This is a genomic window from Paenibacillus sp. J22FR5, from assembly GCF_059691975.1.
In genome coordinates, this window is sequence record NZ_JCAUAN010000009.1 from 109,208 (window position 1) to 121,243 (window position 12,036).

14 protein-coding genes are annotated in these 12,036 nt (G+C 39.0%); 13 read left to right on the forward strand and 1 reads right to left on the reverse strand.

What is annotated here, in order from left to right; genetic code table 11:
• Positions 1–10: 10 nt before the first annotated feature.
• On the reverse strand, positions 11–328 hold the full coding sequence (locus AC58P7_RS14665) for a hypothetical protein (RefSeq protein WP_497343976.1): 318 nt from the start codon (positions 326–328) through the stop codon (positions 11–13).
• A 362-nt stretch (positions 329–690) separates the two neighbouring features.
• Here AC58P7_RS14665 and AC58P7_RS14670 point away from each other — a divergent pair, with 362 nt between their 5' ends.
• The 13 genes from AC58P7_RS14670 to AC58P7_RS14730 all read left to right on the forward strand — a co-directional run bounded on the left by AC58P7_RS14670 (position 691) and on the right by AC58P7_RS14730 (position 11,968).
• A complete protein-coding gene (locus AC58P7_RS14670) occupies positions 691–969 on the forward strand; it encodes a hypothetical protein (RefSeq protein WP_497343978.1) in 279 nt (92 codons plus the stop codon).
• Between the two features lie 407 nt (positions 970–1,376).
• Positions 1,377–2,015 (forward strand): hypothetical protein, encoded by a 639-nt coding sequence (locus AC58P7_RS14675; protein WP_497343980.1) that lies wholly within the window; start codon positions 1,377–1,379, stop codon positions 2,013–2,015.
• Between the two features lie 229 nt (positions 2,016–2,244).
• Positions 2,245–2,619: a hypothetical protein gene (locus tag AC58P7_RS14680; RefSeq protein WP_497343982.1), complete on the forward strand. Its 375-nt coding sequence runs from the start codon at positions 2,245–2,247 to the stop codon at positions 2,617–2,619.
• Between the two features lie 2 nt (positions 2,620–2,621).
• Complete coding sequence (locus AC58P7_RS14685) at positions 2,622–3,479, forward strand: S1 RNA-binding domain-containing protein (RefSeq protein ID WP_497343984.1); 858 nt, start codon at positions 2,622–2,624, stop codon at positions 3,477–3,479.
• Between the two features lie 21 nt (positions 3,480–3,500).
• Positions 3,501–4,415, forward strand: coding sequence for a replication-relaxation family protein (locus tag AC58P7_RS14690; RefSeq protein WP_497343986.1), 915 nt, complete (start codon positions 3,501–3,503; stop codon positions 4,413–4,415).
• A gap of 166 nt (positions 4,416–4,581) precedes the next feature.
• Positions 4,582–6,129 (forward strand): CpaE/TadZ family protein, encoded by a 1,548-nt coding sequence (locus AC58P7_RS14695; protein ID WP_497343988.1) that lies wholly within the window; start codon positions 4,582–4,584, stop codon positions 6,127–6,129.
• A gap of 21 nt (positions 6,130–6,150) precedes the next feature.
• Positions 6,151–7,128, forward strand: coding sequence for a CpaB family protein (locus tag AC58P7_RS14700; protein ID WP_497343990.1), 978 nt, complete (start codon positions 6,151–6,153; stop codon positions 7,126–7,128).
• Entirely contained in the window at positions 7,125–8,375 is a 1,251-nt protein-coding gene (locus AC58P7_RS14705; protein ID WP_497343992.1) for a CpaE/TadZ family protein, read from the forward strand. Before AC58P7_RS14700 ends, AC58P7_RS14705 begins: the two co-directional genes overlap by 4 nt.
• Before the next feature lie 11 nt (positions 8,376–8,386).
• Positions 8,387–9,784 (forward strand): ATPase, T2SS/T4P/T4SS family, encoded by a 1,398-nt coding sequence (locus AC58P7_RS14710; protein ID WP_497343994.1) that lies wholly within the window; start codon positions 8,387–8,389, stop codon positions 9,782–9,784.
• Complete coding sequence (locus AC58P7_RS14715) at positions 9,785–10,711, forward strand: type II secretion system F family protein (protein ID WP_497343996.1); 927 nt, start codon at positions 9,785–9,787, stop codon at positions 10,709–10,711.
• Between the two features lie 18 nt (positions 10,712–10,729).
• Positions 10,730–11,602 carry a hypothetical protein gene (locus AC58P7_RS14720; protein ID WP_497343998.1) on the forward strand — a complete coding sequence of 291 codons (873 nt, stop codon included), beginning with the start codon at positions 10,730–10,732 and terminating at the stop codon, positions 11,600–11,602.
• Between the two features lie 16 nt (positions 11,603–11,618).
• Positions 11,619–11,765, forward strand: a complete 147-nt coding sequence (locus tag AC58P7_RS14725) for a hypothetical protein (RefSeq protein WP_497344000.1) — start codon at positions 11,619–11,621, stop codon at positions 11,763–11,765.
• 17 nt (positions 11,766–11,782) lie between these two features.
• The gene (locus tag AC58P7_RS14730; RefSeq protein ID WP_497344002.1) at positions 11,783–11,968 is read left to right on the forward strand and encodes a hypothetical protein; all 186 of its coding nucleotides are present in this window, start codon (positions 11,783–11,785) and stop codon (positions 11,966–11,968) included.
• Positions 11,969–12,036: the final 68 nt, after the last annotated feature.

Genomic DNA, 12,036 nt, shown 5'->3' on the forward strand with positions numbered 1-12,036 from the left:
ATCCCGTTCGTTAATCCCTTTCTTCTTTGAGCTCCTGAAACAAATCATTAAACTTTTCGTATGCCATTACACCTAGTGGAGTGAGATTATATAGCTTTTGACGACCACTTTTATCGAATTCAATTAACCCGAGACCTTCAACCCAGCATACTGCGAAATTCAATTCCCCGCGTCGCACACCTGCTTTTAGTGATAAGTCTTCTTTATTGTAAGCCTTTTTTGATAATGCCAGGATAACAAGTTTCGCTGCATTGGGTAATCTACTCACCATTACTTCTAAATATTTACCAACCGGTGTATTAAAATCTATTTTCAACTCGTCTGACATAAGAGAGATCAATCCTACTTTCTATTTTCTATATATGTCTGTATATTAATCACTAATATAACATATACATCAGTAATATGATATACAGTAAAAATTGATAATTCCTCAATTTTCAATATAAAGGCGATATTGAGAAGGTAAAGATAGGTAAAGAGTTTGAGTCATCTGCTTGTATAAATAACGCGGATCGAAACAATATAGTTTGTTCTGCTCTAAGTGTTCGTCTAAAACGATAATATCATGCACGTTTCACCATAAATTAGAGCTAAACAGTGGCTGAAATTGGATTCACTAATTTTCGAAACTCTAACCTAAGTTGTTACGCCTTATAGATAATTTCAGTTAAGAGGGAGTTTTCATGAATGAGTTATGTTAAATGGAGCTTAGTGTCTTTATTTATCTATTCAATATTAACATTGTTGGCTTGGATTATTGACGATTTAGGATGGAAAGTAACGGAAGGCAGTTATCAAATAATTGCGAATATAATTTCAAATATCCAATTCCTTTTCAAACAACTTCTTGGTATGGATGATGTAATTAACTACAACTTTAGATTAATTCCTTTTATATTGGGTGCTATGTTTTGGGTGATTTTGGCTTTATTATTCAGTCGAAAACTAAAAAAGCAAAGTCTTTAACAAGCACCATCATTCGTTGATGCTTTCTTGTGCCTATACTCTGTTACGCTCCCTCGGGAGACGTTAGCTCAATTGAAGCCAGCAGCAGTCAAAGACTTTATTTTCAAGTCTTGGCTCGATGCTGATTCTTTTTATGGATCAGTATATAACTTATTTTTCAAAAGCTACCGATTTTCCACCTTGAAACCGCGTCAAATCAACATCTCAAGTCTAAAGTCTTTATTTTCACTTAACATCTGCAATATTATTTTGCAGAGCTAGCTATTTTGTTTATGTAAAAATCTATTAACCGAAATTATAGAAGAAAATACGAAAAAAAATACGAAAATAATCTATAAAAAAATTTTGAGAAAACAGAGAAGGGATATATAATTACAATACAGTCGAAATGAGAGGAGGAAAGCGTCATGCGGCCCCAATTTTATGATCCATCACTAGAACCCATTGTTACTACCGATATGGATGACAATATACTTAATGTTCGTTTAGAAGGACTACATCATTACGGGTATAACGATATGATATTGGAGAGCGACTTTGAAATATACCTGGAGCTATTCGATGCCATCTTGAATCGGATATACGTCCACGATTTTGATATCAACATGTCTTGGAACTTTCAAGGCAGATCAATTGATTTCAACATCGATGAATCCAACCTGGCACATATCATTATTTCAATGGAAATCGAGAGTACTTCAATTATTTCTCATACAAACCCGACAACAGGTACAACTGGGAAATTTTCAACTAAAGGATTACGTGAACTTCATAGTCATCCAGAAGTAGAAATCCATGATGGAAAAGATGAAAATGCAATGGATATTCTCAGCTACGTGATCAACACAGTGAAAGAGGGTACCGTATATGGCGAAGATTTCTCCATTTTTCATGAAGATCGTGAGTATTCCTTCTTCTTAAAAACAGATAGATACGGAAAAGAAGTCTTTATCCTCAAACAGACCGATGATGTGCGTCAGCAGCCTCAATCAAGGAAAGAAGGCAGAAGTGTATCTCCACCAAGTCATTTGAGAAGAATTAAATAAATCGGTATTTATTTATATATGTATAGTAATATGATAGTATAGTAGTATATTAGTATATATACGTGTTTTTTATTCTGTACAAGTTTTTTGGGAATGACATTTCTAGATCATGAAAGATAGGAGTATTCTATTGTCTAATGGTACGCTTATAAAAGAGCTCGATTTTGTAATTACACACCCTTCATGCAGCACAGAGAATATTGAGACATTTTACAACTACTGCCTTTACATGTACGAAGTGGTCCCGTTGCTGGAGATTATCAAGCATCTAGACAGTAAGAAACCGCGATTGCTTCAGGATTGGTCAATGAAAAATGGGACAGTAAAAGCGTTATTGGTTGAGATCAATAGAGAGCATCATGAGGATGCGGTGCAGTCTTTAATTGAAATTCAAGTCGATCTTTCCAGTATCGACGTCGCTAGAAATGGAGTATACAAGATTGAGTGGGAAACGGAAATAGACGAACGTACTGTAGATAGTTATTTTAAACAAAAAAAGTTCGTAGCTATTGATCGTAATAACACAGAAGTCGAAGTTATCGGGATAAGTAAATTAAATGAGGTAAATAAATACCAAATATATATTAAAGAAAAGAGGACTTAGATATGAAAGAGATGAACGACGTGTTGAATAGCAATCCTATCCAAGAATACAAAACATCATTGCGCCGCAAACAAATACATCAAGGGACTGTAGTTGGTATTGAGAATCATGAGATGCCTGACGGAAAGAAAGTACAATGCGCTATTGTTGGATTAAACAATGGATTAAAAGGAATTATTTATGGTGGCCAATTTGATAGTCGGACGTACCGTTCAATGGTTGGATTTATCGATCACAAAATTGATTTCATGGTTTTGGATGTTAAAAAGATGAATCTGGACCCCAACGAATATGAAGTCTTTAACGAAGAAAAAGGGATAGTTCTTCTGTCTAGAGTGCAAGCATTAAACGAAATGCAAGAAGAATTTTGGGAAACAGCCCAAGAGAATCACATTGTCACTGGTACGGTTAAAGGGTTTGAGGATGAACGATTGTATATCCTTGTTAAAGGTGTTGCGTGTGTTCTACCCATCCAAGACTACGACTATGACTGGACTCAATCTGGGAAAAAGCTATTGCCTATCGGCACGGAAATAACTGTTAAGATTACGAGTATCGATCGGGAGAAGAAACAAGTAAGGGTTTCACGTAAAGACCTTCTGGTTGATCCTTGGAATAAAATCCATGAAACCTTTGGAGTAGGCAACTACTATCCCGGTGTAATTACAAGCGTCGTAGAAAACGTGGGGATATTTGTAAAGTTAAAGCCTGGAGTCGAGTCTCTTGCGTGGTTCCCGGAAAAAGTTCCAAGCCATGGATCGTTGGTTGGAAAAAAAGTATCTGTTCTTATTAAAAATATCGACCAAAATGGTAGACGTATGCGGAGCCGTATTGTTAATTTTCCTCATGAGATCTACTAAGTCGTCTGGAGGAATAGAACGATGCAGCATTTCGTATCGCCTTTGATAAAATCACCACAAACCGGAGTTCAAATTAAACCGTTGTACGATGATCCATATGGATATGTAACGAAGTTAGACCCTCTAACACGTCACGAATATTTTTATATATTAAAAAAAATCGAACAAGGTTGGATCACCGAACGGGATATCGAAATCACTAAGTTCATGCTCGTACATCGCTGGATGACATTATCACAAATTGATCGCTTGTTTTTTAATGATACTGAGCGGGGGCATACAGCCAGAAACAGAGTGAATAAACTTATAAAGTACGGGTTGCTTCGCAAAATACAATGGTCGAGCTATTCGAACGCACAAGAGAACAAACCAAGTTTTTATGAACTAGGAGCTAGCGGCGCTGATATACTCAAGTACCGATTCGGTATAAACCTTGGCACTCGAGATCCTCGATCACTCAAGCCGACTACTATGCTTGCGAAAATGAGATATATTGTCACAAATGAACTATACATTAATTTGAATGATAGTTTCGACTTAATTCATTTTGAATTTCATCCACTTCTAACGGTAGAGGATCAGCAGCAGATTCCAACTGCTCGATATATTCTGCGTAATCCAAAAGGAAAAGAATTAACCTTCTATGTTATTTGCCATCGAGAAGAAGATAAGTGGTTAAAAACATTGCATCACCAGGCACTGTTTTACAAGCAATATCTTGAACAATCAGAACCAGGGGCAACTTTAATCATACTAGTATCTACTGATGAGAAAGCGGAAATCGCTAATAAGGTGTTTGAACTTGAAAATGTCCAAATGGGTAAAGTTTGGTTTGTAACGGATGAAGATCTGTTTAATAGCAAAGTGAATCTAGCTCAAGGCTTTTTCGTATATCAGGACAGAGAAAAGATGTACTATGACTTGGGGAAAAAATAATGAAATGTGACCAGTCAATTCATGTATACCACTATAGTAATATATATACAAATGAGATTTGGATACGTTGGGAGACATGAAAAGAAGAAGTACTGATATTTGGAATTAATGAAAGATAGGTGGAATTATGAAACGGCTATTCCTCGTTTACGATGATAAAGATTTCATGGAATGGATTGAGGAAGAACTGGCTGAATACGGCAGGTGTGTTCGAACCCTAGAAGGACTTGATTTTTTCTTACCTCAATGGAATTCCATCGATGAAATTGACGTTATTATCCTTCCCGAGACAGTCGTTGAGTCACAGGAGTCGCTTTTGAATCTGTATCAGACAGTAAAAAGGGATTCGCCAGAGACGAATTTTCTATTTATCCATCATCGGGATAAGGATTCTTTCATCGAAAAAATGTTGGTGGAAGGAAACGTCTGTGTCAGTTATGACGAACTAGATGCCGGCCTTTTGGAAGCCCGTCTACGGCATAAAAATACAGCAGTAAGGTCAATTCCAATCAGTAATACAAACATATTACCTTCAACAGTTCGAAAAAATGAACCTATCGAATCAGATAGTGTTAGATACCCGGAGTACACAGACCAATACGAACCCGAGGAATCAGAACATTTATCCGAACAAGATACGCGAGATCACGACGGAACAGCTAGTGAATCTTTCGAAAGGGAACACCAAATCGTATTGGATCATGTATTCAGTAAGGTCGAACCAATCGAGGAGGAAGCTTTGGCAAAGGAAGTACATGCCAAAGCTTCTATTGTGGAAAAGCCTACTAAAAAGCACACTGCGGAACAGCAAAAGGCTAAGTTGCAAAAAATTAAAGAGCGCATCGTAATCGAAGAAAAAATTGTAACCGTACACGTTCCTGTCCTTTTCAATTCAACACTTGTTTCGATCGTTAGTCTATATCCAAGAGCCGGAGCGACGTTTATAACTGCAAACTTAGCTCGCATGCTAGGGGAGAATAAGGTTCCAGTAGCAGTTTTTGAGCCTATTTTAAATTCTGTGGGTTCTACCTACTACGAATTAATGTATGGCGAAAAAAATGCACCTAGCAATTGGAAGTCTTGGGCAGAACAACTACAAACAAATGGATATATATCACAGGAAAATAATTGGTATACCAACGGAGTAACCTGGATTCCTTCCAACGTAGATCCAACGCCAAACTGGACAGAAGAACAGACCATGAAACTACTTCTGTCTGCAAATAAATATCCAGTTACCCTGTGTGATATATCATCAAACTATAACGATGCACAATGTAGAATGATTCTCAGCATGTCTGATGTAATATGGATTGTTGCAGATGGTGACCCCATCCAACTAAATCATCACTTCAAGACTATTGATACTTTTAAGAATGACTATCCTGACAAGCAGATAAAAGTGATAGGGAATAAATGGAACAAGTATATAAAGAAATCAGAGTGGAAAGAAGCAGTATTGCTCCCAGTCCTAACAGAAATACCCGACATAGGCCCGATGGTTACTAAACTATTATGGGAAGGTAAGATGGCATGGGATGACTCAAAGTTGAAAAATCAATTGTCTTCTCCATTTAAACCTATGGCACGCGCTGTGGTGGCTAAAGAAATGTTTGGTCTTATAAAGAAACAATATGGCTTTGGCGCTAAGTTGAAAGTTCTATTCCAGCAAATGAAATCTCTGGATGATGAAGCAGACTCGAAAAAAATATAATTTGGTAGGAAGGAGTATGTTATGCGTAAATGGATAACTGTGATCATCGGGCTGTTATTAGTAGGTAGCAGCGCTGTTGGATTCGCTAAGTATATGAAGGGATATCAATTAGACGTAACAATGATGGATACAGTAAAGCCTGTAAAAATGATTCAAGCAGGCGAACTTATCACGGAAAATATGATTCGTACAGTCTCGATACCTACTGTACAACATATGGCAAACAGCATTCTAGATAGAGAGCAAATCATCGGGAAAAGGGCAATTATACCGATAGGGGAAGCCGAAGAATTTCTAACATGGAAGATCGGTGAGGATAACCTTTACCCAAAAGGCGAGGAACAGTATATCGGTTTTAAAATGGATTTTGTCGGAGCAGTTAACAACATGGTTCGCCGCGGTGACAAAGTGGACGTGTGGGTGGAGTACGCGAGCCCGAAATTATTCAATGCATCTGGACAAGAAATAGACCAAACTGAGCAAGCTAGACTGATCGCAGCTGATCCGACAAAGTTGTTGGATCTGAAGAAGGTATTTAGTAAACGACTGATAGAGGGAATAACGGTCGCATATGTAAAGGACCAAGAAGGTAAAGAGATACGGGATACGGGCGCACCAAATAATCCTACTCTAACATTACCTGGAACACCCGCTCAAAATGACGAAACAAATGCGGAGCGCTATCGGCAAAATGCTTCTGGCCAACCTTCGTATATAACATTCATTATGTCGCCAGAAAATTATTCCTTCTTTGCACAAGGTGCCAAAGAAGGAACCATTAAATTAGGTATTCCCTCGTCATCTTTGACATTCGGAATAATAGTACCATCTGCCTCGCTCCCAAAAGAGAAAGCAAATGAATCTAAAAACGATTCCAATACAGGTGCCACACCGTCTCCAAATGTGAATACAACAACCAAGGCGGGAAATGACCAGCAATCTAATACAAATCCAATTTCAACTACTTCAAAAGTAAGCGGAGGAGGTTCGACAAAGTGAAAATCGTATTCGCTCTTACGAAGCCCCAAATAGCCGATGCCGTGAGCTCAATCGACCAAAAAGCAGAAGATACAAACTTTGCTTTTACTGAATATGAGCTGGATAAGGTATTGAATCGCCAAGGAAAAGAGATTGATTATTTTTTTGTTCAAGAGGAAATATTTTCTGAGAAGTACCCTTGGGAATGGATGAGTTATCTCAGATCATCTACTTCCGAAAAATGCAGAATTATCGTCATTTTATCCGATACAACAGATTCTTTGTATCGAGAAATCATCAAGCGAATAAGTATCGATCTAAGTATATCGTTAATCCCAAGTGGTCTAACAGAAATTGAACTATCTGAAGAAATTTTAAATCGCATGATGCAACACAACAAGCCAAAGGAAATAAGGGATGCGGGAAGAGTTGTAACCTTCATGTCAGCTTCTCCAAAAGATGGTGCGACAACCATAGCTATTTCAACTGCTATTTGTATGGCAATGCGTGCTCCTGAGAAAAAGGTTCTCCTGGTCGACTTTAATTTAAAGAGTCCCGAAATTCGCGATCATTTACATGTGACCTCGGATAAAGGATACCCGCTGATCCAAGCGGATTGCGACTCGGGAACTCTCGAACCAAATACCCTAATGAAGGCATGTAGCCACCTTAAGGGAATTGGCAATCTATACATCCTCACCGGCATTCAACGACGAGAATGGGCAGAGAAGATCACAATGGAGGAAGTCGAACATCTGTTGTCAGTAGCAAGAAACACTTTCGACATGACCCTTGTAGACGTTCATACATATCCGGATCAAGCAGCAACACTAAAAAGTGTGAAAATCTCCGACGATCGGATTGTTGTGGTTCAGCCCATCATTACTAGCTATCAATCCTCATGGAATGATTGGTTCAATAGTGTATGGCAGCATTACGGTCTAACGGAGAATGATTTTCATCTTGTCATGAACCGCAACACAAAAGTTGCTTTAGAGGGATATCAAATAGAAAAAAGCATGGGCTCGAAGATTATTACGAAGATTCAAAATGTTGATAAAGGTGCGGGTATTAAGGCTATTAACTATGGCCAACCTTTATACCTAAATACAGGAGAAGAAGTTTTTGAGTTCCAGACAAACATTTTGCAATTGACATCATGGATTGCTGAGAGAGCAAAGATCGAGCTAGTCCCGCTCCATAACGATAAAAGATCGGTATTCAAAGGAAAGACTTGGTCGAGTGGTTTCCTCGGCATGTTCAAGTAAGGAGGAGTCATATGAACGGGTCATTACCAACTCGCAGGCAGCGTAAGAATTTCAGTATTGTTGAACATCTGCAAAGTGAGATGAAATATAACCGTAAGGAACAAACCAACCGAGGATATTTACACCGCACACTCGATGAAGTGGTCAAGATTGTTCAGGATCAATTGAAATCGACTGAAGGCACATCTGAACAGCAGGATGAGCACAAAGAAATGATTCATCAAGCTGGCCTTGGAAATCCAACCGCGCAAGAGAAGGTTAAGGCGCTCATAAAACAGATCATTAATGACAAGATGCTTTATGCGTTAATTGGACAGCTTCAAGAAAGGATGAGTTTGTCAGACGCAGTATTCGCATTGACGGTTGGCGCTGGATACATCGAGGATTTATACAAGGGCAAAGATATAGAGGAAGTACAAGTTAATAACACCGATATTTATATCATGAAAGACGGGGTTTCAGTAAAAGTGCAAAGGCGATTTGATACTGTTGAACAAGTTATCCGCCTTCAGGAACGACTTGCCTTGTATGGACGCGCACGAATAAACGAACAGCACCCTATTTGCCACACTTATATGTACAATAAAGCTCGTCTTACCATGACGCAAGCACCATATTCTGCTTTTCCGACGATCGCCATTCGGAACTTCATCTTAAAAGATCCGAGCTTGAGAACGCTCATAGATCGGCAGACATTAAATAATCCAATGGCGTCGTTGCTTTCGCTACTTGTGAAGTATCACGCTTCAATTATTGTTGCTGGAGGCACAAAAACTGGAAAGACCACAACTCTATATGCTTTGGCTAAAGAAATTCCAATTATGGAACGCATTCTCACTCTAGAGACTGAGTTTGAAATGATGCTGCACGAGCGTTTACCAGGGAGGAACATCGTACCGTTCCAAGCATTACCAGATCAAAACATCTCGATGGAAGATGCTTTCAAACCACTTCTACGAGAGAGTCCTGACCGAATTATTGTAGGAGAGATCAGAGGCTCTGAGGCTTCACAAGCGGTACAGGCCGCATTGCGTGGGCACGACACAATGGTCTCACTTCACTCGAAATATCGTAGCATGATCGTCACTGACATTATGGATATGGTAAAGCAAGACGGTCGATCGCACGATGATACAATGTTGAAAAATCGGATAGGACGAGCATTCAATATCGTCATCTACCAAAGATTCGTGAAAATCAACGAATATAAAAACCGACGAGTAATGACGGAAATCACTGAGATCGTTCCGACCGAGAATGGTGAGATCTTAATGAGACCTCTGTTTATATGGAATTTACAGAATAAATCATGGGATCGTACCGAGCACATAATCAGTAGCGAACTCATGGAACACATGATGAGCTACGGTGCTACTCCAGAGGAATTTGAAGAAATGGGGCTTTACTAAATGCTGCTCATAAAAATTGCTTTTCTAGTGGTCTTTATGATCGGCATGCTCTTTATCGTGAATCCAATTGTCAGCCGTCTTGCAGTTGGTTTGATGGTATTAAGGCGAAATCGATTTTATGAAAAGAGACGGAAACAAGGAAGAGTGGATAACGCCGAAGGAAGTAATTTTCTGCAGCATCCAATTATTACGAAACTAGACGAGTATTTAAACATAGCAGAAATTCGAATACCGGCGGTCCACATAATCAGCATATGCTTATTGATTGCAATTGTAATATTTTTAGCATGTTACAAATTCATGCCAGCACCCCTTTATGATGCGATCATAGGAATCTTGTTCGCCAGCATTCCACTTTTGTGGTGTTGGTCTATGTATCAAAAAAAGAACCTTGCAATGGCATCGGTGATGATACCAACTGTTCAAAATTTTATAGGTTACTTTACCGAAGCGGATAATCTTGAGGGAGCGATTTATAAGTCAGCTCGTACAGTCCCTTTTGAAATCTCGAGCGAGTGGAATCGATTGATTATGGACTTGCAAACTGGAGAAAAACCAGAAAAATCACTAATTCAATTCGCCGAAAGGGTCGGAAATGACTGGGCGCACTATTTTGCAGATATATTGATTACCCACATGGATACAGGAGTAGATATAACATCATCCCTCTTCAAACTTATAAACGAGATGCAAAACGCCATGTATAACGAAGAGAAACGGATCACGCTTTTAACGACATATAAGTGGGGAACAATACTCATGATCGGTCTATCAGCTTTTGTGGTTTACTTTAATATTCGCATGGATCCAATCAACGCGAAATACTACTTCCACGACAAAGCGGGTATTCAAATTGTTACTCTCTCAATTGTTGTACTTTTTATATCCTTTTTCGGTGCAATGCAAATGGGAAGAAAAAAATTGTAGGAAGGGAGGAGGACACCTTTGTTAATGTGGTTAATCCTCGTCATCTTCACATTAGGAATGGCGCTCGCTGTATTACCTATCGTACTCAGCATTAAGTTTAGAAAACGGCTCCGTCTGCCATCAGCTAGAAACAAACGCAGGCAAAATGCAAGAGACTGGTACGAAACGATAAAGAAGAAAGAAAATGAAAAAAAGTCGAACTATAAAATAGCAAGAAGGGTAAAGACGGCAGGCTATCCATATGGAATGCAAGTATTCCACTATCGTCTTGCGCAAGCATGTTTGCCTCTTGCTATTGGATTCATTCTGTTCTTTCTTTATTCAATTAAGAACAGCTTGGTCGGATATTCATTACCATTTCCTATTTTACCGTTTATTGTATTGATATTACTGTCTTATGCAAGCCCAACACTTATGGTTTTTTTCCTCGCACGGAAACGTAGGGAAGTGCTGGCCGAAGAGATTGTAAAGTTCTCACATCGGCTCGTTGTCTGTATTACAGACAAGATTCCGTTGTACTACGCAATCCGAAGGGCAGGGCGAACGTGCAAAGTTTTAAAGCCATATGTTGATGATTTATTGATCGATTGGATGGATAATCCGCGGGCGGCCATAAACCATTTCGGCGATCAAGTGGGCATTAATGAAGTCCTACCAGTTACGAATACACTGCTAGCTAGTTGGAACGCGCCTCAAGATAAGATTATTGAGTTGTTTCATCAGCAAATTCGAAACATAGACACCATGCGCGACTTTCATATAAAGAAAAAAATCGAAGCGTCGCCGCTTCGAGTGACATTTATCATTTTGATACCATTTTTGGTAGCAGGAGCTCTTGTAGTGCTACCGTGGTATAGGAGCTTCATGACGATTCTGCAACAGATATTCTAGGAAGGAGGTACACCACGTGGAAAAATTGATTCTACCCGTAGTAATCACAATAATACTAATTGGTGTCTGTTTTTGGATCTTCAACAATTCGAATGGAATCGGTCCTGGACTTGATACGGGTGGACAAAACGTAAAAAATAAAATCGTTAATGCAACTAACTAATTTAGGAGGTTCTTTCAATGGAAAAACTAATTTTGCCCGTCATCATCACAATCATTTTAGTAGCTGCAGGGTTCTACATGTATAACAACGGTAATGGAATTAATGCAGGCGTAAACACTGGCACTCAAAAAGTGAATACCAAGACTAGCACATTTGATTATAGTGGTTCCGTGGCTCCGGGTGCGGGGCACACGCTTCCTTAGCTCGATACACATTCGAAGGAGAAAAAATATGGTGGTCAGTCAGTTTCTATTCATAGTTATAGCGATCA

What these genes read in the sequence shown, in the direction of transcription:
- AC58P7_RS14665 (WP_497343976.1), bottom strand. Translation starts at nt 328, where the DNA reads ATGTCAGACGAGTTGAAAATAGATTTTAATACACCGGTTGGTAAATAT.
- AC58P7_RS14685 (WP_497343984.1), top strand. Translation starts at nt 2,622, where the DNA reads ATGAAAGAGATGAACGACGTGTTGAATAGCAATCCTATCCAAGAATAC.
- AC58P7_RS14680 (WP_497343982.1), top strand. Translation starts at nt 2,245, where the DNA reads ATGTACGAAGTGGTCCCGTTGCTGGAGATTATCAAGCATCTAGACAGT.
- AC58P7_RS14695 (WP_497343988.1), top strand. Translation starts at nt 4,582, where the DNA reads ATGGAATGGATTGAGGAAGAACTGGCTGAATACGGCAGGTGTGTTCGA.
- AC58P7_RS14670 (WP_497343978.1), top strand. Translation starts at nt 691, where the DNA reads ATGAGTTATGTTAAATGGAGCTTAGTGTCTTTATTTATCTATTCAATA.
- AC58P7_RS14675 (WP_497343980.1), top strand. Translation starts at nt 1,377, where the DNA reads ATGCGGCCCCAATTTTATGATCCATCACTAGAACCCATTGTTACTACC.
- AC58P7_RS14700 (WP_497343990.1), top strand. Translation starts at nt 6,151, where the DNA reads ATGCGTAAATGGATAACTGTGATCATCGGGCTGTTATTAGTAGGTAGC.
- AC58P7_RS14690 (WP_497343986.1), top strand. Translation starts at nt 3,501, where the DNA reads ATGCAGCATTTCGTATCGCCTTTGATAAAATCACCACAAACCGGAGTT.
- AC58P7_RS14730 (WP_497344002.1), top strand. Translation starts at nt 11,783, where the DNA reads ATGGAAAAACTAATTTTGCCCGTCATCATCACAATCATTTTAGTAGCT.
- AC58P7_RS14710 (WP_497343994.1), top strand. Translation starts at nt 8,387, where the DNA reads ATGAACGGGTCATTACCAACTCGCAGGCAGCGTAAGAATTTCAGTATT.
- AC58P7_RS14715 (WP_497343996.1), top strand. Translation starts at nt 9,785, where the DNA reads ATGCTGCTCATAAAAATTGCTTTTCTAGTGGTCTTTATGATCGGCATG.